Genomic DNA, 7,135 nt, shown 5'->3' on the forward strand with positions numbered 1-7,135 from the left:
GATCAGACGGTTGCCAGCTCCTGCTGACGCGTGCGGATCGAACGGTTCACACCCGAGACGATCGCCTTGAGCGATGCGGTGGAGATGTCTCCGTCGATGCCTACACCCCACAGGCGCTGGTCGCCGACCTGCAGCTCGACGTAGGCCGCGGCCTGCGCGTCTCCGCCGGCGCTGAGAGCGTGCTCGACGTAGTCGTAGACCGTGATGTCGAAGCCCTGTCCACGCAACACCTCGACGAACGCCGCGACCGGACCGTTGCCGTTGCCCGTGACGGACACTTGCTGATCGTCGTCGCGGAGCACCACGTCAAGTGCCACGTCGCCCGACATGTCGCTCCGGGTCTGGGTCGCGAGCAGTTCGAAGCGCCCCCACTTGGCTGCGGTGTCGGCGGCGGGGAGGTACTCGTCGTTGAAGATCGACCAGATCTGCTCGCTGGTGACCTCGCCGCCCTCGGCATCCGTCTTGGCCTGCACGACTCCGGAGAACTCGATCTGCAGCTTGCGGGGCAGATCGATCGCGTGGTCGGCCTTGAGCAGGTAGGCGACGCCACCCTTGCCGGACTGCGAGTTCACGCGGATCACGGCCTCATAGGAGCGACCGAGGTCCTTCGGGTCGATGGGCAGGTACGGCACCGCCCACTCGATCTCGTCCACCGTGACGCCCTGCGCCTCGGCCTTGGCCGCCATGGCCTCGAACCCCTTCTTGATCGCGTCCTGGTGGGAGCCGCTGAATGCCGTGAAGACGAGGTCACCCGCCCACGGGCTGCGCTCGGGCACCGGCAGCTGGTTGCAGTACTCGACCGTGCGCTTGACCTGGTCGATGTCGCTGAAGTCGATCTGCGGGTCGATGCCCTGCGTGAACATGTTGATCCCCAGCGCGACGAGGTCGACGTTGCCGGTGCGTTCACCGTTGCCGAACAGGCAGCCTTCGATACGGTCGGCCCCGGCCATGTATCCGAGCTCGGCGGCCGCGATCGCGGTGCCGCGGTCGTTGTGCGGGTGCAGCGACAGAATCACGTTCTCGCGGTGCGCGAGGTTGCGGCTCATCCACTCGATCGAGTCGGCATACACGTTCGGCGATGCCATCTCGACGGTCGCCGGGAGGTTGATGATGACCTTGCGGTCGGGCGTGGGCTCGAAGACCTCTATCACCTGGTTGCAGATGTCCACGGCGAACTCGAGCTCGGTCCCCGTGTAGCTCTCGGGCGAGTACTCGTAGTACACCTTCGTGTCGGGGATCGTCTTCTCGAACTCCCGGCACAGCCGGGCGCCCTCGAGTGCGATGTCGATGATGCCCTGCTTGTCGGTGCGGAAGACCACCTCGCGCTGCAGCACGCTCGTAGAGTTGTACAGGTGCACGATGGCCTGCTTCGCTCCCGCGATCGCCTCATAGGTGCGGGCGATCAGGTGCTCGCGCGCCTGCGTCAGGACCTGGATCGTGACATCGTCGGGGATGAGGTTCTCCTCGATGAGCTGACGCACGAAGTCGAAGTCGGTCTGGCTCGCCGAGGGGAAGCCGACCTCGATCTCCTTGTACCCCATGCTGACGAGCAGCTCGAACATGACGCGCTTGCGCTCGGGCGACATCGGGTCGATGAGCGCCTGGTTGCCGTCGCGGAGGTCGACCGCGCACCAGCGGGGCGCCTCGGTGATGCGGGCATCGGGCCAGGTGCGGTCCGGCAGCTGGACGGTGATCTGCTCGTGGAACGGCCGGTACTTGTGGATCGGCATCGCGGACGGGCGCTGAGTGTTCTGCATGATGGGGCTTCTTCTCTTCGTCAGGGTAAACGGGCCAACACAAGCGCCGCGACGAGGAAGGCCCTAGCTTTAGGACTCGTCGCGGCAGCTAAGAAGAAGCAGACCGCCGAAAGGCATGTGGTCATGCTAGCAGGGTTGACTCCGCCGATTCGACGGGTGTGAGACGTTTCCTTCGCTGTCGACACTCCCCGATATGAGCACATCGCCGCGTCGCCTGACCCTCGCCGTCGCCTCCGTCTTCGGCCTCCTGCTCCTGAGCGCCTGCACCTCCGGGCCCGGAGGCTCCGCGGCGCCGACGAGCACGTCTGCACCATCAGGGCAGGGGCTCGAAGACGTCCGGCCTGACCTCCCGGAAGGGCGCGTGATCGGCGTGGGCACGGTGCTCGATGTGGCGGGCGAGGTACAGCTGTGTCTGGGAGCGATCATGGAATCGTATCCGCCCCAGTGCAGCGGAGTGCCTCTCGCCGGCTGGTCCTGGGCTGGACTCGAGGGCAGCGAGTCCAGCGGAGAGACGACCTGGGGCGCCTACGCCGTCTACGCGACCTACGACGGTGAACGGCTCACCAGCACCGATCCACCGGTCATGCTCGCGTTGTTCGACCCGATCCCAACGGAGGATCCGACGGGCGGCGTCGACGGCACCACACCGGCCGACGAGCTCACGAGGATCCAGGACGACATCGCCACCCGTCTCGGTGGAGAGGCGCTCACCGTCAGCACGGACCGCGGCTACGTCCGGCTCAGCGTCACGTGGGATGACGGTGCCATCCAGGAGGCCGCTGACGCGGAGTACGGTGACGGCGTCGTGATCGTGACCTCAGCGCTTCGGGAGATCGACTGAGCTACGGGATCAACGCGAGCTTGCCTCCGGGGTGACCCGTGGCGAGGAGTCGGTGGGCCGCGCGTGCCTCGGAGAGCGGAAACGTGCGGGCCAGGGGAACGACGAGATCGCCGTTCTGCGCCAGAGCGATCAACTCGCTGCGGACCTCATCCCGGAAACGTGCGCTCTCGGGCATGGAGCCGGCGATGGCGAGGATGCCGTCGGCCGTCGCGCGGTCAGCCGCGGCGATGGTCACGATCCGCCGACGATCGCCTACCAGTTCGAGCGATGCATCCACCGCTTCGTGCGTCCCCACGGCGTCCAATGCCGCAGCGATCGGCCCGTCCGCCAGAGCGCGCACACGTGCGGCGAGCCCCGAGCCGTAGCGCACCGGGAGCCCTCCGAATCGTCGCACCTCGTCGAACCGGGACTCGCTCGCCGTTGCGATGACGCGTATGCCGCGCAGGCGTGCCTGCTGCAGCACGCTCGCACCGACAGCACCGGAGGCACCGTGGAGCAGGATCGTCTCCCCCGGCGCCGCACCGGTGACGGCGAGCATCTCCGCGGCAGTCGTACCCACGAGGAGCAGGTTCGCCGCCTCCGGATGCGTCAGGGTGGAGGGCTTCGCGAAGACCTTCTCAGCCGGGACGGTGACCGCGGTCGCATAGCCGCCTCGCACGCGGAAGGCGATGACCTCGTCGCCGATGTCGACAGCGCCCGAACCGATGCGGGTACCCTGGCCGATGGCCGAGACCTCTCCCGAGACCTCATACCCGATCGGCACCGGCAGCTCGACGCCCGGTCGGGCAGCAGCGACATGTTTCGCATCAGCGGGGTTCACCCCGGCGGCGAGGACGCGAATGGTGACCATGCCGTGCTCCGGAGCCGGAATGTCGTGCTCGACGAACTCCCAGAGGTCGGGCGAACCCCACCCCGCGGCGACCCAGTGCCGCGCTCGAGAGACCACCACCGTCATCGCTCGGACCTGCTCAGAGGACGCAGCGGAGGTTGTTGACCGTGCCTGCGAGGTTCGCCCAGCTTCCCGCGTTGACGGTGGTGACCGTGGTGCTGCCGTTTCGCGCCTGCACGTGACCGGAGCTCCGCGCATTGGCGACCGACTTCGCGATGAACGTGGAGGGAATCGTGTTGACGCTGCACACGCTGAACGTGAGCTTGTTGCCGCCGAGCGACCCGGCGCTGTAGGCGCAGAACCGATCGGTCGCACAGCTCCCGACCGAAAGCGCCGACCGGAGCGCGATGGTCCCGATCGCGAGTTCCATGCCGAGCGCGGGCCACGCCGCATGCGTCGAATCGATGATCACACCGCCGGGCACTTCCTCGAGCATCGCGATGATCTCGGGAGCGACAGCGTCGTCGCCCTCCAGAGCAGCCTGCGCCGGTGCCGCACTGAGAAGCAGTATTGCGCTCAGCATCGTCGCAGCGACGATAACCCTCGGCCTCATCTGATCTCCTCCTCATCGAGGTCCCACATCTGATACGAGATGATCGAACCGGCGGCGAAGACGTCGTCTGCGATCAACACGGTGCGTTCGACGCCCACGATCCTGCCGGTGTCACGGGAGACCAGGATCAGATCGCTGGCGGCGCCATCCGGCGATATGACCCTGACGCCGTTCACTTCCCGCCCCAGACGGTCCTTCGTCATCCCGAGCGCTTCCCCGCCCTGCGCCTCCTCGAGGAGCGCGAGCAGCTCGCGGTGCTGCGCGTTCGTCAGCGTCCACTGGTCGAGGACCGACGTGAAAGCCACCTCGACGTCGTACGCCGTCGGGTTCTCAGGCATGCCGAAGGCACGGAGGATGGCGATCATGTCCTGACGCGTCTCGCCCGGCACGTCCGTCCAGGGGGTGTAGAAATCGCCCGGCGCCATGACGAGGTCGGTGACGACCTCCCCACTGCTGGTCACCTCGGCGGCGTTGCTCGCCACCGCGTCCTCCGGATCGTAGGGGACGCCGGCGACGATCGTCATCCGGCCCGAGCCGTCCGGTTCCCACGTGAGCGTGGAGAGCTGCGGGACGACCTTGCTGACCTTCGCCTCGACCTCGACCGAGAACCCCCAGAAGGCGGTCCGCACGGCGCGCTCCGGCGCTGCGGGTCCGGTCGGACCGGCGAGAGCCGCGTCCGCGTCATCCACCGTCTGCGCGACCGTGGTCGAGCCTTCGAAGTCGAGAGGCGATGGCATCCCGGCCACCGCGGCGCCCTGGGGCGAGAAGACGGCGAAGGCCAGGGCGGTGGATGCGGCGACCGCCGTCAGCCCGGAGGCCCAGCCGATCGCCCGCCGACGTCTCCTGCGAGGCGCCGCACTCGTGCGGAGGATACGATCCCTGGTCGCGAGAGCCAGGGCATCCGGTGCCGCCTCACGCGGCGTCGGTGCGGGATCGGCGTCGATCAGCATCCGTTCGAGTACGGCATCGTCAATCATCACCCGTTATCAGCCCCTCCAGACCCAGCTCCGCACGCAGGCGTTCCCGCGCACGTCCCAGCGACTTCCGCACCCGGAACTCGGAAGTGCGCGACAACTCCGCGATCTCCCCCACCGTGAGTCCGTCCCAGTACGTGAGCATGATGATACGCCTCTGGCGGGGAGTGAGGACAGCCAAAGCCCGCATGACCGCCACCCTGCCGACAGGATCGGGTTCACCTTCCTCGCCGGAGACGCCGAGACGCACGGCATCGAACACACCGTGCGGTGCTGACGTACGACCGGAGCGGTCACCCAGTCGCCGATCAGCTGCCCGCAGAAGCCAGACCCGGCTCGGCGGACGGGCAGGGCGCAGCTTCGTCCAGGCGAGGAGGAAGACCTCCGAGACGATCTCGGTGACCTCGGCCTCGGCGCCGACCACGCCCTCGATGTGGTGTCGAACGGCTGCCCAGTGTTCGTCGAACACCCGGCTGAAGACCTCGTCGCGCAGCGGATTCGGGTCTTCGCTGCGGCCGCTCATGTCGTCGGGGTCGGCGGCCTTCCCGCCGCCATCGACGTAGTGCCGGATGTCATCTCAGAACCCGAGTCTGCCGAGCTGTTTCGGGTCGCGCTGCCACTCCTTCGCGACCTTCACATGCAACCCGAGGAAGACGCGCGTCCCCAGCAGTTCCTCGATGCCCGCACGCGCTCGCGCGCCCACCTCGCTGAGACGCTTGCCCTTATGCCCGATGATGATCGCCTTCTGGCTGTCACGCTCCACGACGATGGATGCGTGCACGTCGGTGAGGTCGGTGCCCTCCCTCGGCGCGATGTCGTCGATGACGACGGCGATCGAATGCGGAAGCTCGTCGCGCACGCCCTCGAGAGCGGCCTCGCGGATCATCTCGGCGATCCGGTCCTCCTGCGACTCGTCGGTCGTGATGCCCTCCGGGTACAGCGCGGGCCCCTTCGGCATCAGCGTCAGGATCTCGTCCGACAACACGTCGAGCTGCTCGCGGGTGAGGGCGGACAGCGGGACGACCGCGGCCCAGTCCTCGCGCAGCGAATCGACCTCCAGCAAACGCTCCGTGACCTCGTCACGGCCGGCCGCATCCATCTTGGTCACGATCGCGATCTTCTTCGCGCGCGGGTACCCGTCGAGGGATGCCGCGATCCGCCTGTCCCCCGGGCCCACCTTCTCATTCGCAGGAACGCAGAATCCGATGACGTCGACGTCGCCCAGCACCTGCTCCACGAGGTCGTTCAGCCGCTCGCCGAGCAGCGTGCGCGGCTTGTGGATCCCCGGGGTGTCCACGATGACCAGCTGCCCCTCCGGGCGATTGACGATGCCGCGGATAGCGCGACGTGTCGTCTGCGGCTTCTCGCTCGTGATCGCGATCTTCTCGCCGACGAGGGCGTTCGTGAGCGTCGACTTCCCGACGTTGGGGCGGCCGACGAAGGTCACGAAACCGCTTCGGGTGTCGTCAGTCATCGTCTCGATCTCCTTCATCCTGCGAAGCGTCGGGTTCCCCCGCCGCACGTTCCACGAACACCGTCGCGATACCTCGTCCACGCCCCCGCGATGCACCGCCGGTGAGCACCAGACCTTCCACGGTCGCCGTGGCGCCGGGCTGGGGAACCTGTCCCAGCGCCTTCCCGAGCAGACCGCCGATCGAATCCACGTCCTCGTCCTCGAGCTCGAGCCCGAACAGATCGCCGACGTCTTCGAGCGAGAGGCGAGCACTCACGCGGTATCGTCCGTGACCGAGATCGACGAACTCCGCCGATACCTGATCGTACTCGTCGGAGATCTCGCCGACGAGTTCCTCGATGAGGTCCTCGAGAGTCACGAGACCCGAGATCCCGCCGTGCTCATCGATCACCAGACAGACGTGCACGGCATCGCGCTTCATCTGCTGCAGGAGGGTCTCCGCTCGCATCGATTCGGGGACGAAGGTCGCCGGCCTCGCGATCGGACGGATCGACGCCGCGCGCCACGCACTGTCGTCGCGGTAGGCGAACTGCACGAGATCCTTGAGGTACAGCACTCCCACCACGTCATCGGCCTCGTCGTCGACGACGGGCATCCGGGACACGCCGCGGTTCAGGAAGAGTGCCATCGCCTCGTCGGTGGTCGCC

Annotated in this window: 8 protein-coding genes; 1 reads left to right on the forward strand and 7 read right to left on the reverse strand. The window is 67.4% G+C overall.

The features are described from left to right. Positions 1–2: 2 nt before the first annotated feature. Complete coding sequence (gene leuA, locus AX744_RS02930; protein ID WP_046749191.1) at positions 3–1,757, reverse strand: 2-isopropylmalate synthase; 1,755 nt, start codon at positions 1,755–1,757, stop codon at positions 3–5. A gap of 193 nt (positions 1,758–1,950) precedes the next feature. Here leuA and AX744_RS02935 point away from each other — a divergent pair, with 193 nt between their 5' ends. Further along, complete coding sequence (locus tag AX744_RS02935; protein WP_061015342.1) at positions 1,951–2,598, forward strand: hypothetical protein; 648 nt, start codon at positions 1,951–1,953, stop codon at positions 2,596–2,598. Between the two features lies 1 nt (position 2,599). On the opposite strand, the gene AX744_RS02940 is transcribed toward AX744_RS02935, so the two are convergent. From AX744_RS02940 to AX744_RS02965, 6 genes are all read right to left on the reverse strand, one after another. Beyond that, complete coding sequence (locus AX744_RS02940; protein ID WP_061015343.1) at positions 2,600–3,553, reverse strand: NADP-dependent oxidoreductase; 954 nt, start codon at positions 3,551–3,553, stop codon at positions 2,600–2,602. Between the two features lie 13 nt (positions 3,554–3,566). Next, positions 3,567–4,040 (reverse strand): hypothetical protein, encoded by a 474-nt coding sequence (locus AX744_RS02945; protein ID WP_058631377.1) that lies wholly within the window; start codon positions 4,038–4,040, stop codon positions 3,567–3,569. Beyond that, complete coding sequence (locus AX744_RS02950) at positions 4,037–5,017, reverse strand: hypothetical protein (protein WP_058631378.1); 981 nt, start codon at positions 5,015–5,017, stop codon at positions 4,037–4,039. The genes AX744_RS02945 and AX744_RS02950 overlap by 4 nt, the downstream gene beginning before the upstream one ends. Beyond that, the gene (locus AX744_RS02955) at positions 5,010–5,537 is read right to left on the reverse strand and encodes an RNA polymerase sigma factor (protein WP_061015344.1); all 528 of its coding nucleotides are present in this window, start codon (positions 5,535–5,537) and stop codon (positions 5,010–5,012) included. Before AX744_RS02955 ends, AX744_RS02950 begins: the two co-directional genes overlap by 8 nt. A 54-nt stretch (positions 5,538–5,591) precedes the next feature. Continuing rightward, positions 5,592–6,488 (reverse strand): GTPase Era, encoded by an 897-nt coding sequence (era, locus tag AX744_RS02960; protein WP_046749411.1) that lies wholly within the window; start codon positions 6,486–6,488, stop codon positions 5,592–5,594. Next, positions 6,481–7,135: CBS domain-containing protein (locus AX744_RS02965; protein ID WP_157543506.1), on the reverse strand; the 655-nt coding region annotated here is incomplete at its 5' end. The genes AX744_RS02965 and era, both read right to left, overlap by 8 nt.

Origin of the sequence: Microbacterium sp. CCH5-D1, assembly GCF_001557335.1 — a bacterium.
Classification (GTDB): Bacteria; Actinomycetota; Actinomycetes; order Actinomycetales; family Microbacteriaceae; genus Microbacterium; species Microbacterium oxydans.